This is a genomic window from Intrasporangium flavum (assembly GCF_001956915.1).
Lineage (GTDB): Bacteria > Actinomycetota > Actinomycetes > Actinomycetales > Dermatophilaceae > Monashia > Monashia flava.
Genome location: NZ_MLJO01000003.1, coordinates 35,114 through 50,431, shown reverse-complemented (window position 1 = coordinate 50,431; position 15,318 = coordinate 35,114). Strand labels below are relative to the sequence as shown.

Annotated in this window: 9 protein-coding genes; 5 read left to right on the top strand and 4 right to left on the bottom strand. The window is 72.6% G+C overall.

The genetic code is table 11. The annotated features are described in order from the left end of the window. Window positions 1-2 precede the first annotated feature (2 nt). From BIV28_RS01895 to BIV28_RS01885, 3 genes are all read right to left on the bottom strand, one after another. Window positions 3-674, bottom strand: a complete 672-nt coding sequence (locus BIV28_RS01895; RefSeq protein ID WP_207555707.1) for a hypothetical protein — start codon at window positions 672-674, stop codon at window positions 3-5. A 99-nt stretch (window positions 675-773) separates the two neighbouring features. After that, window positions 774-1,595: a hypothetical protein gene (locus BIV28_RS01890; RefSeq protein ID WP_076258830.1), complete on the bottom strand. Its 822-nt coding sequence runs from the start codon at window positions 1,593-1,595 to the stop codon at window positions 774-776. After that, entirely contained in the window at window positions 1,588-2,316 is a 729-nt protein-coding gene (locus BIV28_RS01885) for an RNA polymerase sigma factor (protein WP_242652722.1), read from the bottom strand. Before BIV28_RS01885 ends, BIV28_RS01890 begins: the two co-directional genes overlap by 8 nt. 143 nt (window positions 2,317-2,459) lie before the next feature. Between BIV28_RS01885 and dnaE the strand changes: the two genes are divergently transcribed. The 5 genes from dnaE (at window position 2,460) to BIV28_RS01860 (ending at window position 13,924) form a co-directional block, all read left to right on the top strand. Then, the gene (dnaE, locus tag BIV28_RS01880; RefSeq protein ID WP_076258828.1) at window positions 2,460-6,053 is read left to right on the top strand and encodes a DNA polymerase III subunit alpha; all 3,594 of its coding nucleotides are present in this window, start codon (window positions 2,460-2,462) and stop codon (window positions 6,051-6,053) included. Window positions 6,054-6,084: 31 nt separating this feature from the next. Beyond that, window positions 6,085-7,194, top strand: coding sequence for a winged helix DNA-binding domain-containing protein (locus BIV28_RS01875; RefSeq protein WP_242652721.1), 1,110 nt, complete (start codon window positions 6,085-6,087; stop codon window positions 7,192-7,194). Then, entirely contained in the window at window positions 7,195-8,160 is a 966-nt protein-coding gene (locus tag BIV28_RS01870) for a pseudouridine synthase (protein WP_242652720.1), read from the top strand. It abuts the gene before it with no gap. Window positions 8,161-8,311: 151 nt separating this feature from the next. Continuing rightward, window positions 8,312-11,728, top strand: a complete 3,417-nt coding sequence (locus BIV28_RS01865) for an ExeM/NucH family extracellular endonuclease (protein ID WP_076258827.1) — start codon at window positions 8,312-8,314, stop codon at window positions 11,726-11,728. 87 nt (window positions 11,729-11,815) lie between these two features. Further along, window positions 11,816-13,924, top strand: a complete 2,109-nt coding sequence (locus BIV28_RS01860) for a S9 family peptidase (RefSeq protein WP_076258825.1) — start codon at window positions 11,816-11,818, stop codon at window positions 13,922-13,924. 21 nt (window positions 13,925-13,945) lie between these two features. Here BIV28_RS01860 and BIV28_RS01855 read toward each other — a convergent pair whose 3' ends face one another. After that, complete coding sequence (locus BIV28_RS01855; RefSeq protein ID WP_076258823.1) at window positions 13,946-15,208, bottom strand: endonuclease; 1,263 nt, start codon at window positions 15,206-15,208, stop codon at window positions 13,946-13,948. Window positions 15,209-15,318 lie beyond the last annotated feature (110 nt).

The following is a 15,318-nucleotide window of genomic DNA, read 5'->3' as shown; positions in this document are numbered from 1 at the left end:
CCTCAGGTTCGACCTGAGGGTGAAGGTCTGCGCACGCGCGGTCCCGCCACGAGTCCGGTGACGACGCCGACGACGAGTGCCAGCCCCGCGACGCCGGCCGTCACCGGCCAGGGCGGTCCCGAGGCCGCGGTCGCGACGGGGCCGCGGGCGGAGGGGGCCGCCGAGGCGGCTGCCGCTGACCGTGCCGCCGGCGCGGCCACGGAGCCGGGCACGACCGGTCGGGCCCCGTCGAGGACGCCGAGCGAGCGCAGCGTGCGCAGCAGCAGGGCGGCGTCGGTGGCGCGGTGCCGCACCGAGGGGGCCGAGAAGAGGTCGGTGCTGCCGTCGACGCTCATCGTCGTCTCGACCCACACGTCGGTCCGGTCGACCGTGACCGCGTCGATGCGCCACGGCGTCACGTCGTGGATCATCCACGTCAGGCGCAGGTTCGTCCCCATGAAGGACGCGGGAGCCGTGCGGTCGCCGCTCGGCGGGTCGTAGGGCGAGAGCGCCTTCTCGAGGTCGGCGTAGGCCGCGCTGCCGGTGAGGGCTGCGCCGGCCCGGGAGCCGTCGTAGTCGACGACGAGCACCGACGTCGGACCACCGGCCGACGCCGGGGGCGCGGCCCCGACGAGCAGCGCCAGGCCGGCGGCGACGGCGGCGGACAGCAGGGCCAGGGAGCGGGATCTGCGCACGGCGACCTCCTCGGGGACGGGCCCGGCGGCGTCCGGGCGTCGGTGCGTCAACACCGCCGGGCCCGGGTCGGTTCGGCGGGCCCGGTACGCACGTCGCGGTCAGCGGGCAGAGCCGGCGACGCGCAACGCGGCGTCGAGGTCGGCCGGGCCCTCGAGCCGGTAGGTCACCTCGCCGGCGGCCGAGGGCAGCACCCACACGAGGGTCGGGCCGGCGAGGCGCGGCTCCTCGGCGTGGGTGGCGCCCGAGCGGTCGACCCACTCGATGCGGTGCGGCGCCCCGAACCACAGCGCGTCGTGACCTGACACCCGCGTCGGGGTCACGGCGTCCCACACGGTCTTGACGTAGCCCCACGACAGCGACCCGACGAAGACGTCCAGACGCGTCGGTGACCCGTTCGTCGCCGCCCGCGGGCCCCACGACAGCTCGACGACGCGTCCGCCGTGGGCGAGCACGACGGCGTCGGGCGGCCCGAGGGTCGACGGCACCGCGACCGACGCGCCGATCCGTCGCTCGGCCTCCGCGAGCGTCATCGGCGTGGCCGACGCGGAGGGTGCGGACGGCGCGGACGGTGCGGTGCGCGGGAGCGTGGGGGACAGGGCCGGCGAGGACGTCCCGGGTCGGGGTTCTTCGCGCACGACGACGCCGCCGAGGTGGAGCAGCTCGAGGACGGCGGCGCGCACCGGCGGCACGAGGGCGAGGGCCAGTGCGACGGCGGCGGCCACGGCCCACCCGACGCGTCGTGCCGACCGCGGCGCCCGGGCCGGCCGGGCCGGGGTCGTGGCCGCCGTGATCCGGGCCAGGACCGACACGGCGACGTCGTCGCGGGGCGGCTCGGTCACGAGCAGCCGGCCGAGCGCGACGAGCTCGCGCTCGAGGTCGGAGCCGGCGTCGGGCCCGGGACGGGGGACGAGGTCAGCCATCGGTGAGCACCTCCCGGAGGGTGACGAGGGCGCGGTGCAGCCGCGACTTGACGGTGCCCGCGGGCAGGTCGAGGACGGTGGCGGTCTCGGCCTCGGACAGCTCGAGCAGGTAGCGGCACGTGACGACCTCGCGCAGGTCGGTGGGCAGGTCGTCCAGCGCCCGGAGCAGTCCCGCTCGGCGGTCGGCGACGACGGCGGCGTCGGCGGGGTCGGCGCGCTCGCCCCGATCGCCGCGGCCTCCCTCGGCGACCTCGCGGGCGGCCACGCGCAGCTCGCGCAGCGTGCGCCGCGACCGGCCCCGCAGGGCGTTGCGGGTCTCGTTGACGACGATGCGCAGCAGCCACGGCCGGAACCCGGACCCAGCCCGGAAGCGGGGCAGCGCGGCGTAGGCCTTGACGAACGCCTCCTGGACGACGTCGTCGGCCTCGTGGCCCGCCCCCGACAGCACCGCGAGCCGCTTGGCGATCGGGGCGTGCCGCGCGACGAGCACGGCGTACGCGGTCGGGTCGCCGGCGCGCACGCGGGCCAGGGCCACGGCGTCGTCGACGAGCGCCCCGCCGGGCTCGCCGGGCTCACCGGGCTGGCCGGGCTGGCTGGGCTCGCCGGGCTCGCCGGAGCGGTCGGTCGTGCGGTCGATCGCGCTGATCCCTGCCTCCCTCCGCCGCGCGTCGCTGACGCGTCGGGTGCCGTCGACACCATCGTCGCGCCCCGACGCGTCCACTACACCGCAGCGCCCCGACCGGTTCCCGGCACCGGCCGCGACACCGGCCGCGACACCCGCCGCGACACCACCCGCGACACCCGCCGCGACACCCGCGACGACACGCCGTGGGGCGTCGGTGGCCGGGCTTAGACTCGTCCACGATGTCGAGCCAGCCCGCCCCGCGTAACGACCAGAACTTCGTGCACCTCCACGTGCACACGGAGTACTCGATGCTCGACGGGGCCGCCCGCATCGGCGACCTGTTCAGCGAGGCGGCGCGCATGGGCATGCCGGCCCTCGCCACCACCGACCACGGCTACACCTTCGGGGCCTACGAGTTCTGGAAGAAGGCACAGGGCACCGGCGTCAAGCCGATCATCGGCGTCGAGGCCTACATCACGCCGGGCACGCACCGCACCGACCGCACCAAGGTCAGCTGGGGCGACGGTGGGCGCGACGACATCTCCGGCAGCGGTGCGTACACGCACATGACGATGCTCGCCGAGAACAACGAGGGCATGCACAACCTCTTCCGCATGACCTCGATCGCGAGCCTCGACCAGGTGTACACGAAGTGGCCGCGTATCGACCGCGAGCTGCTGTCGACCTACGGCAAGGGCCTCATCGTCACCACCGGCTGCCCCTCGAGCGAGATCCAGACCAAGCTGCGGTTCGGGATGTACGACGAGGCCCGCGAGGTCGCCGGCGAGCTGCGCGACATCTTCGGCAACGACAACGTCTACGTCGAGCTCATGGACCACGGCCTCGACATCGAGCGGCGCACCCAGAAGGACCTCATCCGCCTGGCCCGCGACCTCAAGCTGCCGCTCGTGGCCACCAACGACCTGCATTACACCCGTGCCGAGGACGCCAAGGCGCACGCGGCCCTGCTCTGCGTGCAGTCCGGCTCGACCCTCATGGACCCCAACCGGTTCAAGTTCGACGCCGACGACTTCTACCTCAAGTCCGCCCAGGAGATGCGCCACCTGTGGCGCGAGCTGCCCGAGGCCTGCGACAACACGCTGCTCATCGCCGAGCGCTGCGAGGTCTCCTTCACCGAGGGGGAGGGCCGCTACATGCCGCGCTTCCCGGTGCCCGAGGGCGAGGACGAGACCTCCTGGTTCATCAAGGAGGTCGAGACCGGCCTGCAGCGGCGGTTCCCCGAGGGGGTGCCCGACTACGCCCGCAAGCAGGCGGCCTTCGAGGAGGACGTCATCGTCTCCAAGGGCTACCCGGGCTACTTCCTCGTCGTCGCCGACTTCATCAACTGGGCCAAGCGCAACGGCATCCGCGTCGGTCCGGGCCGTGGCTCCGGTGCCGGCTCGATGTGCGCCTACGCCATGGGCATCACCGACCTCGACCCGGTGCCGCACGGCCTCATCTTCGAGCGGTTCCTCAACCCCGAGCGCATGTCGATGCCCGACTTCGACGTCGACTTCGACGAGCGCCGGCGCGGTGAGGTCATCAAGTACGTCACCGAGAAGTACGGCTCCGAGCGCGTCGCGCAGATCGTCACCTACGGCACCATCAAGGCCAAGCAGGCCGTCAAGGACGCCGCCCGCGTCATGGGCCACCCGTTCAGCGTCGGCGAGCAGCTGACCAAGGCGATGCCGCCGGACGTCATGGGCAAGGGCGTGCCGCTCTCGGAGATCTACAACCCGGAGCACAAGCGGTACAACGAGGGCGTCGACTTCCGGGCCCTCGTGCAGACCGAGTCGCACTTCCAGGAGGTCGTCGACACCGCCAAGGGCCTCGAGGGCCTGAAGCGCCAGTGGGGCGTGCACGCCGCCGGCGTCATCATGAGCAGCGAGCCGCTCATCGACGTCATCCCGATCATGAAGCGGTTGCAGGACGGCCAGGTCATCACCCAGTTCGACTACCCGAGCTGCGAGTCGCTCGGCCTGGTCAAGATGGACTTCCTCGGCCTGCGCAACCTCACGATCCTCGACGACGCCATCGAGAACATCAAGGCCAACCGCGACGAGGACATCGACCTCGACGCCCTGTCCAAGGACATGACCGACAAGGCCACCTACGAGCTGCTCGGTCGCGGTGACACCCTCGGCGTCTTCCAGCTCGACGGCGGCGGCATGCGGGCGCTGCTGCGCCTCATGCAGCCGGACAACTTCGAGGACATCTCGGCCGCCCTCGCGCTCTACCGGCCCGGTCCGATGGGCGTCAACGCTCACACCAACTTCGCGCTGCGCAAGAACGGCAAGCAGGAGCTCATCCCGCTCGACCCGCAGCTGAAGGGCAAGCTCCAGCAGGAGATGATCGAGGCCCTCGACCCGATCCTCGGGATGACCTACGGCCTGGTCATCTACCAGGAGCAGGTCATGGAGATCGCCCAGAAGCTCGCCGGCTACACGCTCGGCAACGCCGACCTGCTCCGTCGTGCCATGGGCAAGAAGAAGAAGGAGGTGCTCGACGCCGAGTACGTCCCCTTCTCCGAGGGCATGAAGGCCAAGGGGTTCAACGAGGCCTCGATCGCCGCGCTGTGGGGCGTGCTCGTCCCGTTCTCCGACTACGCGTTCAACAAGGCCCACACCGCCGCGTACGGCCTCGTCTCGTACTGGACCGGCTACCTCAAGGCCAACTACCCGGCCGAGTACATGGCCGCGCTGCTCACGAGCGTGCGCGACGACAAGGACAAGTCGGCGCTCTACCTCAACGAGTGCCGGCACATGGGCATCAAGGTGCTGCCGCCCGACGTCAACGAGTCGGTGGCCAACTTCGCCGCCGTCGGCACCGACATCCGCTTCGGCCTGGCCGCCATCCGCAACGTCGGGGCCAACGTCGTCGACAAGATCGTCGAGGCCCGCGAGAAGAAGGGCGCCTTCGCCTCGTTCAAGGACTTCCTCGACAAGGTCGACGCCGTCGTGTGCAACAAGCGCACCATCGAGTCGCTCATCAAGGGCGGCGCGTTCGACTCGCTCGGCGAGAGCCGCCGCGGCCTCGTCGAGGTGCACGAGCGGTACGTCGACGCGCTCGTCGACGTCAAGAAGCAGCAGGCCATCGGCCAGGACAGCCTGTTCGCCTCCTTCGGTTTCGGCGACGGCGACGGCGACGCCTCCGGCGTCGACCCGTTCGCGGGGCTGCCGCCGGTGCCGCCGAGCGAGTGGGACAAGTCGGTGCTGCTGTCCTACGAGCGCGAGATGCTCGGCCTCTACGTGTCCGACCACCCGCTCTTCGGCATCGAGCACATCCTCTCGGCGCACGCCGACACCCCGATCGCCTCGCTCCTCGGCGAGGACGCCAAGCCCGACGGCACCCCGGTGACCGTCGCCGGGCTCATCACGAGCCTGCAGCTCAAGCGCACGAAGAAGGGCGACCTCTGGGCCATCGCCACCGTCGAGGACCTCGACGGCGCCATCGAGTGCCTCTTCTTCCCGTCGTCGTACATGACCTACTCGACGATGCTGGCCCAGGACACCGTGTGCGCCGTCAAGGGCCGGGTCAGCGCGCGCGACGACTCGATCTCGATCTTCGCCCAGGAGCTGACGATCCCCGACATCAAGGAGGGCCCGCGCGGCCCCGTCGTCGTCACCCTCCCGCTCGGGCGGGCCACCCCGGCCGTGGCCGAGAGCCTCAAGCGCGTCCTCGGCGAGCACCCGGGCGCCACCGAGGTCCAGGTCAAGCTGACCCAGCCCGGGCGCTCGGTGCTCATGTCGCTCGACGACTCGCTGCGCGTCACCGCGACCTCCGCGCTCTTCGGCGACCTCAAGGCGCTCCTCGGCCCGGCGTGCCTGGGCTGAGGCACCGGACGGGCGACGGGGGGACCAGGGGGTGAAGGTCACGGACCGGCGCCGCATGCGGCGCACCCGGCTCGTCGCGCTCGGCCTGGCACCGGCGCTGGGCGACGCGTCGACGCCGGTGAGCGCGCTCGAGGTGACCCGTCACCTCGGCGCGCTGCAGGCCCAGGACTACGCCAGCGGGGCGTGGTCGCTCGGGGTGCGGTCGGGGCTGACCCTCGAGCAGGTCGAGCAGGCGGTCCGCGACCGCGAGGTCGTGCGCACGTGGCCGATGCGCGGCACCATCCACTGGGTGCCGGCCGAAGACGCCCGCTGGATGTGCGAGCTGCTCGGCGCCCCACGGGGCGCCCTCGCCACGCGATATGCCCAGCTCGGCATCACCGACGCCCACATCGAGCAGGCCGGGCGGCTCTTCGCCGAGCACCTGACCGAGCCGATGAGCCGGCCCGATGTCATCGCGTTGCTCGTCGAGCACGGCATCGACCCCACCGACCAGCGCGCCTACCACCTCGTCGGCCACCACTGCATGACCGGTCTGCTGTGCCAGGGCCCGCTCATCGGGAAGCAGCCCAGCTTCGTCCTCATCGACAGTTGGGTCCCGCACTCGCGCAGGCCCTCCCGCGAGGAGGCGTTGTGCACGATGGCCGAGCGCTACGTGCGCGGTCACGGACCCGTCACCGAGAAGGACCTCGCCGGCTGGCTGCTCAAGCCGCTCGGCCTGACGCGCGAGGCGCTGGCGCTCGTCGAGGACCGGCTCGTGCGCGAGGAGGTCGACGGGCAGGTGTGGATCAGCCACGTCGACGCGCCGCAGCCCGACGGGCACGCCGGCGTGCACCTGCTGCCCCAGTGGGACGAGTTCCTCCTGGGCTACAAGTCGCGCGACGTCACGCTGCCGCCGGAGCACTTCCACCGTGTCGTGCCCGGTCGCAACATGGTCTTCAAGCCGACGCTCGTCGTCGACGGCGAGGTCGCCGGCACGTGGCGGCGGGCCGGCTCCGGCCGGCGCACGGTGCTCGAGGTGAGCCCGTTCGGGCCCCTGTCGGCCACCACCCGACGCGGGCTCGACCGTGCGGCAGGGGAGTACGGGCGATTCGCCGGCACCGACGTCGAGGTCAGGATCCTCGACGGCCCCGGGCAGGGCTGAGTGGCGCGCGGAGGCGTGCCGCCCTCGCCGCTGCCCCCGCGCCACGGCGTCGACGCCCAGCGCATCCGGATGCCGCAGTCGGGCTCGTGGCCGACCGTGCGCGAGCACCTCGTCGAGCGGCTGGCCCCGGGCCTGTCCGAGCAGGAGGTCGACCGCAAGCTCGCGGAGGGGGAGGTCGTCGACGCGTCGGGTGCCCCGGTGGCGCCGGACGCCCCCTTCGTGCCGCGCTCGGTGGTCTGGACCCACCGCGACCTGCCCGACGAGGTCCCGGTGCCCTTCGACATCGGGGTGCTGCACCGCGACGAGCGCGTCGTCGTCGTCGACAAGCCGCACTTCGTCTCGACGATGCCGCGTGGCCGACACGTCGTGCAGAGCGCCCTGGCCCGCACCCGCGTGCTCACCGGCCTGCCGCGGCTCACGCCGGCACACCGGCTCGACCGGCCGACCGCCGGCGTCCTGCTCCTCACCACCGAGCAGCGCTGGCGCGGCGCCTACCAGCAGGTCTTCGCCGCGGGCCTCGCGCACAAGGAGTACCTCGCCGTGGCCCCGGTGCGGCCCGACCTGCCCACGTCGTTCGTCCGGCGCACGCACCTGGTCAAGGAGCACGGCACCCACCAGGCGCGCGAAGTGGCCGACGGCGCCCCGAACGCCGAGACCCTCGTCGAGCTGCTCGACTCCGTCGACGGGCTCGGCCTCTACCGACTCGTGCCCCGCACCGGCCGCACCCACCAGCTGCGCTGCCAGCTGTCCGGGCTCGGCATCCCGATCCAGCACGACCCGCTCTACCCGGTCGAGGTCGACGTCGCCGCCGACGACTTCGGCTCGCCGCTGCAGCTGCTCGCCGCGGTGCTGGAGTTCGCCGACCCGGTCGACGGCACGCCCCGCCGCTTCGTCACGCGACGCCGGCTCGAGGCGTGGCCGGGGGCCTGGCCGGACCTCCCGGCAGGCCCGCCGACGGCCCCCTGAACGGCCCCCTCAACGGGCCCCCGAACGGCCACCCTCGAACGGACTCCCGACGTTCACGAATCGGACGCCTCGCTCGACGCGCCGAAGGGCCCCGGCCGGTCTAGGGTGACCCCGGACCGTGCGGAGGAGCCGGTCCCCAGGGAGGAATCACATGCTGTCATCACGACCGACCGTGCGTCGGGTCGCTGGGGCCACCGCCACCGCGCTCGCCGTCGGTGTCGTCCCGTTCGTCGTCGCGCCGAGCGCGTCGGCGGCCCCGACCGAGCTGTTCATCAGCGAGTACGTCGAGGGCACGAGCAACAACAAGGCCCTCGAGATCTTCAACGGCACCGGGGCGCCCGTCGACCTCGCCGCCGGGGGCTACAACGTCCAGGTCTTCGCCAACGGCGGGACCACCGGCTCGCAGATCCTGCTGTCCGGCACCGTCGCGAACGGCGACGTCTTCGTGCTGGGCAACAGCTCGGCCAACGCTGCCATCAAGGCCGCGGCCGACCAGCTGTCCGGTTCGGCGAACTGGAACGGCAACGACGCGGTCGTGCTGCGCAAGGGCAGCACGGTGCTCGACGTGCTCGGCCAGGTCGGGTTCGACCCCGGCACCGAGTGGGGCACCGGCCTCACCTCCACCATGGACAACACGCTGCGCCGCAAGGCCTCGGTCCAGGTGGGCGACGGCAACGGGTCCGACGCGTTCGACCCCTCGGTCGAGTGGGACGGCTACGCCGTCGACACCGTCGACGGGCTCGGCGCGCACTCGGTCGACAGCGGCCCGGCCCCCGACGCCGCCCCGACGGTCACGGCCACGACGCCGGCCGACGCCGCGTCGGGCATCGCCCCCACCGCGCCCCTGTCGGTGACGTTCTCGGAGCCGGTCACCGCCGGCGCCGGCGCCTTCTCCCTGGTCTGCACGACCGGCGGCACCCGCGCACTGACCGTCACCGGTGGCCCGACCGCCTGGACGCTCACGCCCACCGCGCCGCTCGCGGCCGGTGACGCCTGCACGCTGACGGTCAGCGCCGCCGCGGTCTCGGACGTCGACGCCGTCGACCCGCCCGACACGATGGCCGCCGACAAGGTCGTCCGCTTCTCCACCGCCGCGGCCAACCCGTGCGAGGCCCCGATCACGCCGATCCCGGCGATCCAGGGCAGTGGCGCGACCGTCGCGCGCACCGGCACCGTCACGACCCGCGGCGTCGTCGTGGGCGACTACGAGGGCGCCTCGCCGAACCTGCGCGGCTTCTTCCTGCAGGACCCCGTCGGCGACGGCGACCCCGCCACCTCCGACGGCATCTTCGTCTTCGAGGGCAGCAACGCCAACGCCGTCAAGCTCGGTGACCTCGTCACCGTCACCGGCACGGCCGCCGAGAACCAGGGCCAGTCGCAGATCAGCGTCGGCACCGTCACCGTGTGTGCGAGCGACCAGACGGTCACCCCGACCGACGTCGCCTTCCCCGTCGCCGACGACACGACGCTCGAGCGCTACGAGGGCATGCTCGTCCGCGTCCCCCAGCCGATGAGCGTCACCGAGCACTTCCAGCTCGGCCGCTTCGGCCAGGTCACCCTCTCGGCGAACGGGCGCCTCGCCCAGCCGACCAACGTCGTCGCCCCGGGCGCCGACGCGGCGGCGCTGCAGGCGCAGAACAACCTGCGCAAGATCGTCCTCGACGACGCCACCCAGGCCCAGAACCCCGACCCGATCGTCTTCGCCCGTGGGGAGCAGCCGCTGACGGCCGCCAACACGCTGCGCGGCGGTGACACGGTGACGAACCTGACCGGCGTGCTCAACTACACGTGGGGCGGCAACGCCGCGAGCCCGAACGCCTACCGGATCCGGCCCGTGGGCGCCCTCGGCGGGCAGGCCCGCTTCGAGGCGGTCAACGCCCGTCCGGCCACGGCGCCCGCCGTCGGCGGCCACGTCCGCGTCGTCGGCATGAACCTGCTCAACTTCTTCAACACCCTCGACACGACGGGCAACAACTGCCGCGGTGGCACGGCCGGGGCGGTCATGGACTGCCGCGGCGCCAACACGGCCACCGAGTTCGACCGCCAGTGGCACAAGACGGTCGCAGCGGTGAGCGGCACCGGCGCCGACGTCGTCGCGTTCATGGAGATGGAGAACGACGGCTACGGCACGGACAGCGCCGAGCGCTTCCTCGTCGACCGGCTCAACGAGAAGGACGGCGCGGGCACGTGGGCGTTCATCGACGCCGACGCCCGCACCGGTCAGGTCGACGCCATGGGCACCGACGCCATCAAGGTCGGCATGCTCTACAAGCCGGCGGCGGTGACGCCGGTCGGCACGACGGCGGCGCTCAACACCGACGCGTTCGTGACGGGTGGCGACAGCGCTCCGCGCAACCGTCCCTCGCTCGCGCAGGCGTTCCGTGACAACGGCACCGGTGGCGTCTTCGTCGCCGTCGCGAACCACCTGAAGTCGAAGGGCTCCGCGTGCGACAGCCCCGACACGGGCGACGGCCAGGGCAACTGCGCCGCCGTGCGCACCAAGGCGGCGCAGCTGCTGTCCGACTGGCTCGCGACCGACCCGACCCGCACCGGTGACGACGACGTGCTGCTCCTCGGCGACATGAACTCCTACGCCAAGGAGGACCCGATCGCGATGTTCGAGAGCAAGGGGTTCACCAACCTCATCGCGGCCCGCAACGGCGCCGAGGCCTACTCCTACGTCTTCGACGGCCAGTGGGGCTACCTCGACCACGCGCTCGGCTCGGCCTCGCTCGGCCGCCAGGTCACCGGCGTCGGCGACTGGCACGTCAACGCCGACGAGCCGTCGGTGCTCGACTACAACACCGAGTTCAAGTCGGCGAACCAGGTCACGAGCCTCTACAGCCCGGACCAGTTCCGCATCTCCGACCACGACCCGGTCGTCGTCGGCCTCGACCTGACCAACGCGGCCCCCGTCGTGACGTCGGTGACCGGCCCGTCCGAGGCCACCTCGGTCGGTGCCATGGCGGCTGTCTCGGCCTCGTTCACCGACGCCGACGCCCTCGACACCCACACGGCCACCATCGCGTGGGGCGACGGCTCGACGACGGCCGGCACGGTCAGCGGCGGCAGCGTCTCCGGCGACCACGTGTACACGGCGGCCGGCGTCTACACCGTCACGGTCACGGTCCGAGACGAGTGGGGCCACAGCGCCACCGGCACGACGACCGTCGTCGTGTACGACCGTGCGGCCGGGTTCCTCACGGGCAGCGGCTGGTTCACCTCGCCCAAGGGGGCCGTGGCCGGCGACCCGTCGGCCACCGGCAAGGCGCAGTTCGCCGTCTCGGCGAAGTACGCCACGGGCGCGAGCCGTCCCGACGGCTCGTTCACCCTGGCGACGCCCGGGCTGGCGCTCGCCTCGACGCGCCTCGACTGGCTCGTCGTCACCGGTGACACCGCCCGCCTCGCGGGTCCGGCCACCGTCGGCGGCGCGTCCGGCTACCGCTTCGAGGTGACGGCCACCGACGCCGCGACCGACACGCTGCGCGTCGTCGTGCGTGACGCGTCCGGCGCGGTCGTCTACGACAGCGGCACCCAGCGGGTCCAGGGCCAGGTCAAGGTCCACTGACCAGCGCCGGATCACCGGCACCCGACACGAGCGCCCCGGAGCATACGGCTCCGGGGCGCTCGCGCGTGCGCCCGTAGACTGCGCGGAATGCAGCACCCTCCGACCGCCCGGCGCGACCCGGTGGCCCGCGTCCACCACGGTGACACCTTCGAGGACCCCTACGCCTGGATGGCCGACCGCGACGGCGACGAGCTGCGCGAGCTGCTCGTCGCCGAGAACGCCTGGGCCACCGCGCGCACCGAGCACCTGCGGCCGCTCGCCGACCAGGTGTTCGAGGAGTTCCGCTCGCGCATCGAGGAGACCGACCTGTCGGTGCCGGTGAGGCACGACCGCTGGTGGTACTACTCGCGCACCATCGAGGGCGAGCAGTACGCCGTCGACGCCCGGGTCGCGGTGGCCGACCACCCGCAGCGACCCGCCCTCGACCACGGCGCGCCGCCGGCGGGGGAGCAGGTGCTGCTCGACGGCAACGCGGAGGCGCGGGGTCACGAGTTCTACGGCGTCGGCGCCAGCGAGGTGTCACCCGCGGGCGACCTGCTCGCGTGGGCCGTCGACCTCGCCGGTGACGAGCGCTACGACGTGCGGGTGCGGCGCATCGAGGACGGCACGCTGCTCGACGAGGCCGTCCGGCAGACGGGTGGCTCGCTCGCGTGGTCGCTCGACGGCCGCTACCTGTTCTACACGCGGGTCGACGACGCGTGGCGCCCCCACCAGGTGTGGCGCCACGAGGTCGGCACCGACGCCGCCGGTGACGTGCTCGTGCACGAGGAGACCGACGAGCACTTCTACATCGGCGTCGGCGCCTCGCGTGACGACCGGTGGGTCATCATCGCCATCGGCTCCAAGACGACGAGCGAGTTCCGTCTGCTCGACGCCGCGAGCCCCCTCGACGAACCGCGGGTCGTCGCCGAGCGGCGCCACGGCGTCGAGTACGACGTCGAGCCGTGGGGCGAGCAGCTGCTCGTCGTGCACAACGCCCGACGCGTCAACTTCGAGCTGGCGGTCGCGCCGGTCACGTGTGCGTCAGCCGACGAGTGGGTGCCGCTAGACCTCACGACGGAGGACGAGTACGTCACGGGCGCGGAGGGATTCGACGACTTCATCGCCGTGTCGCTGCGCCGCGAGGGCGGCACCGGCGTGCGCGTCGTGCTGCGCGACCCCGACGCCCCCAACGGCCTCGGCGAGGCGCACGACATCGCGGTCGGGGAGCCGATCGGCACGCTCGTCGTCGGGGCCAACCCCGAGTCGGCCACGCCGACCCTGCAGGTCGTGCACGAGTCGCTCGTCACGCCGCGCACGGTCGAGGACTACGACGTGCGCACCCGACGCTTCACCCTGCTCAAGCAGCAGCACGTGCGCGGCGACGTCGACCTGACGCGGTACCGGCAGCGTCGGGAGTGGGCCACGGCCCCCGACGGCACGCGCGTGCCGATCTCGGTCGTGCACCGCCACGACGTCGCGGCCGACGGCACGGCGCCCGGCCTGCTCCACGCCTACGGCGCCTACGGCATCCCGAGCGACCCGTGGTTCTCGGTGCTGCGCCTGTCGCTGCTCGACCGCGGCTGGGTCTTCGCCGTCGCGCACGTGCGGGGCGGCTCGGAGATGGGGCGGTCCTGGTACGACGACGGCAAGCTCGAGGCCAAGCCGAACACGTTCACCGACTTCGTCGCGTGCGCCGACCACCTCGTCGAGTCCGGGATCGTGGCGCCCGACCGGCTTGCGGCAGAGGGTGGTTCGGCCGGAGGGCTGCTGATCGGCGCCGTCGTGAACCAGGCGCCGGAGCGCTTCCGGTTCGTCCACGCGCAGGTGCCGTTCGTCGACGCGCTGACCACGGTCCTCGACCCGAGCCTGCCGCTGACCGTCGTCGAGTGGGAGGAGTGGGGCAACCCGCTCGAGGACCCTGCCGCGTACGCCCTCATGAAGGGCTACACGCCGTACGAGAACGTCCGGCCCGGTGCACACCCGAGCCTGCTCGTCACCACAAGCCTCAACGACACCCGCGTCTACGTCACCGAGCCGGCCAAGTGGGTCGCCGCCATCCGGCACGCCGACGCCCGGCTGCCCTCCGGCACCGCGGCCCCGCAGGTCCTCTTCCGCACCGAGATGGTCGCCGGCCACGGGGGCCGCTCCGGCCGCTACGACACGTGGCGCCAGTGGGCCTGGGAGACGGCCGTGCTCATCGACCAGACGTCGTGAGCACGGCCGCGCCCTCGAGGCTCAGGAGCCCCAGATCGCGGTGACCCACTCCGGGTGGTCGATGAAGGGGTTCCGGTTGTGCTGCCAGGTGTCGTAGATGACCTGGTTGCGGCGCTTCTCGAAGGCGTCGGGCGGGTCCTGCAGGTTCCACTGCTTGAGCACCGACAGGCGTCCGATGGCCGGGGCTGTGCCGTTGCCCACGAGGTCGTTGGGCTCGAGGTCGGCGAAGCCGTCGCCGCCGTCCCAGCGGACCGCCATGTAGAGGATCATCCGGGCCACGTCGCCCTTGACCGCGTCGCGCGGCTGGAACGAGTCGCCGTCGCTGAGGCAGCCGGTGCACTGGGCCACCGGTGAGCCGCCGTTGTCGAAGTCGAGGTTGCCGCGGGTGCTGTTGACCGTGACGTCCTCCGGGCGCAGGTGGTGCACGTCGGTGCCGGGGCCGTTGACCGTGCCGAAGTCGCCGTGGCTCTTGGCCCAGACGTGCTCACGGTTCCACTGGTCGACGCCGCCGCCGTTGTCGGTCTTGGCGATCGAGCGTCCCGAGTAGACCTCGACGACGTTGTTGGCGTTGTTCGGGTCCTGGTCGGTGTCCTTGAGCGCCGTCCACACCTGGTCGTAGGTCAGGGTCGTCACGCCGCTGGAGATGATCCGGTGCAGCTCGGTGTGCAGTGCCGAGCCGGTCTTGCCGATCGCCGACGCGTAGTACGTCGAGTCGTACGGGCCCGTCGTGCCGGTGGGGCTGGGGGAGGTCGTGGTCGTCGTCGGCGGGGGCGTCGTCGTCGAGCTGCCGCTGAAGGCGAATGCCGTCGTGCCGGTCATCCCGGGGTGCGAGAAGTAGGCCGCGAGCGCGCCGGTGACGTCGATCTGCTTCCCCATGAGCGATGGGTTGGTCTGCAGGCCCCACTGGGACCGGAACGACGAGGGGATCTGCACGTAGAGCATCCGGCTCGTGCCGGTCTCCGAGGCGCTGTCGGCGATCGCCAGCGCGTAGTCGTTGGGGAAGCCGGAGCGCACGACGGTGCTCGTCGCGGTCGGCTGGCCCACGACGAAGCCGCGGACGGTCGCCGAGCGTCCGTCCTGCGTCGAGACGGCCTGCGAGACGGTGAGCGGTGCGGCCGCGGCGAGGCCGGCCGAGGCGGGCGCGGCGACGACGCGCGGCGTCCCCGACGCGGGGGCCCCGGACGCGCTCGAGGCGGCCGTGAGTGCGAGGGAGGGCGGGACGACGCCGACGGACAGGCCGAGCAGGACGGCGCCGATCCGGCGCCTGCTGAGAACGACGGGCACGGGTACTCCTCTGGGGGTGGGAGGGCGTGGGACAGCGGTGGAGGGTGCGAACGGGGTGGGTCGCGGCCCGGCCGGATGCTCGCGTGGACGACTCGGAGGAAGAGCTGACC

Excerpts from the sequence above, each read along its gene's own strand:
- BIV28_RS01865 (WP_076258827.1), top strand. The coding sequence starts at position 8,312 with ATGCTGTCATCACGACCGACCGTGCGTCGGGTCGCTGGGGCCACCGCC.
- dnaE (WP_076258828.1), top strand. The coding sequence starts at position 2,460 with ATGTCGAGCCAGCCCGCCCCGCGTAACGACCAGAACTTCGTGCACCTC.
- BIV28_RS01890 (WP_076258830.1), bottom strand. The coding sequence starts at position 1,595 with ATGGCTGACCTCGTCCCCCGTCCCGGGCCCGACGCCGGCTCCGACCTC.
- BIV28_RS01860 (WP_076258825.1), top strand. The coding sequence starts at position 11,816 with ATGCAGCACCCTCCGACCGCCCGGCGCGACCCGGTGGCCCGCGTCCAC.